The sequence below is a fragment of the Trebonia sp. genome, assembly GCF_049794275.1.
In the GTDB taxonomy this organism is placed as follows: Bacteria; Actinomycetota; Actinomycetes; order Streptosporangiales; family Streptosporangiaceae; genus Trebonia.
The window spans coordinates 1-1769 of record NZ_JBARCR010000924.1; the positions used below are offsets into that span (position 1 = coordinate 1).

At 70.4% G+C, this 1769-nt stretch carries 3 protein-coding genes; 1 reads left to right on the forward strand and 2 read right to left on the reverse strand.

Going from position 1 to position 1769, the window contains the following annotated elements:
- Positions 1 to 941 (forward strand): hypothetical protein (locus WA805_RS23825; RefSeq protein ID WP_425243443.1); only part of this gene is annotated, 941 nt, incomplete at its 5' end.
- Here the strand turns inward: WA805_RS23825 and WA805_RS23830 are convergent.
- Both WA805_RS23830 and WA805_RS23835 read right to left on the reverse strand, forming a co-directional pair.
- On the reverse strand, positions 934 to 1359 hold the full coding sequence (locus tag WA805_RS23830) for a hypothetical protein (protein WP_425243444.1): 426 nt from the start codon (positions 1357 to 1359) through the stop codon (positions 934 to 936). The two genes, WA805_RS23825 and WA805_RS23830, sit on opposite strands and share 8 nt — an antisense overlap.
- A 32-nt stretch (positions 1360 to 1391) precedes the next feature.
- Positions 1392 to 1769: hypothetical protein (locus WA805_RS23835; protein WP_425243445.1), on the reverse strand; the 378-nt coding region annotated here is incomplete at its 5' end.

The window sequence follows — 1769 nt, forward strand, 5'->3', positions numbered from 1 at the left end:
CCGCGGGGCTGGCCGGCTACGGCCTCAGCACTGGCAACGCCCCGGCGGGCCACCCCAAAGCGCTGCCCAGCCACCCCAAAGCCGTACCCAGCCAGGGGGTGCTCGCCGCGCGCGTCCTCCGCGACGCGTCGGCCGCGGCCAGCCGCGTCCCCCCGAAGACGACGCCAAGCCCGGGGCAGTGGATCTACTCCAAGCTCGTCGGGTACCAGTACCCGCAGGGCACGACCTCGGGTGACAACTGGATCACCTTCGACGGCACTGAGAGTGCTTACTACGAGAGCCGAGGCGCCCCGATCACCGTGCACACGTCGCCCGTGGCCCCTCCGGCGGACATCACGAGCGACCCACTGGCGGCGTTCAACACGGACCCCACCCCGCAGACCTCGTACTACGCCCTGGCGTCGCTGCCCACGGCGCCGAGCCAGCTGCTCGCCGCGGTCGACAAGGCGGCGGAAGCCGCCGGCGGAGCGAACGCCGTCGCGGGCGACCCGGTCGCGAGCCAAGCGCCAGAGAACAAGGGCCAGCTCGAGTTCGACTACCTGGGCCTGCTGCTGTGGAACGCGGCGGGCGGCGTGGGCGCCCCACCGAAGGCCGAGGCCGCGGCGTTCCGCGCGATGGCCGCCATCCCCGGCGTCACCATCCAGCAGGGCATCACCGACGCCGCCGGGAACCCGGCCATCGGCGTGTCCGGCGACGGCGGCTACGACCAGCTCCTCCTCGATCCGGTCAGCTACCAGGTGACGGGCCTCCGCCAGCTCAGCAACGGTATCGGCCCGAAGATGGCCGCCCCGAGCCCTCAGCAACTCGCCGGGTACCCCAAGGCCATGCAGCAGCAGATCTTGCGGAAGCTCAAGAACCCAGCGGGGCCACCTAAGGGCACCGTCATCCAGTCGCTCGCCTACGCCCAGGTCAGCGAGGTCAGCGGCCCCGGCGTTAAGTAAGCGAGGACGAGGACCGTCCGGCGCGGGAGCCGAGGATGATGCCGAGCGCGGCGGCGGCGACCGCGCCGACGGCGGTCCTGAACGTGGTGGACCGCAGGAAGCCGGGCTGTTCGGTGATCTCGTACGTCTGGTACGTGTCGCGGTCGACCAGCGCCGTGACCAGGTACCCGTTGTCCTCGGACTCGCGGTACATGACGACCGGAGCCATACCATCGTCAGGAACTATCGCCAGGTACTGCCTGCCGTTCCCGTTCCCGTTGGGTGCTTCGACCGGGTTGCCGGGCACCTGCCCGATGGACGCGATGGCGCGCGCGACCGACTCGGCCTGCGGGCGCGCCAGCTTGTGCAGGGCGTCGATCGCGGCCGGGGTCATGCGGACGTTCGACGGCCCGCTGTCGGTGGGCACTGTCGCGGTCACCCCTCCAGCGTATGTCGCCGCACCTAGATAAGTCATCGCCCGTCACCGCCCTGAAGGTAGTCAGAGATGACGGATTCGGCCTCCCGCGACCCCACCTCGGTGTCAGCGGCCTCGCTGGTCCGCAGGAGCGCGTCTGCCGAGGCCTGCTGTGCCGCCTCGATCAGCGCGTGCATGGTCAGGATGCCCGCGAACAGGTCGGGCCACGACTCCGCGTCGATGCGGCCCTCCAGCCGGTCCATGGCCTCGAGCTGGTCCTGGATCTCCGGGGTACTGGGCAGGAAGCCCCGCACCCGGTCCAGGATGTCCTTGGTTTCGCGGAAGCCGTTGCGGGCCTGGTTGATCAGGTCCGACCCGATGTTGATGGTGGTGCTGACGGTCTGTCGGAGCTGGCTGATCTCGCGGGTCTGCTC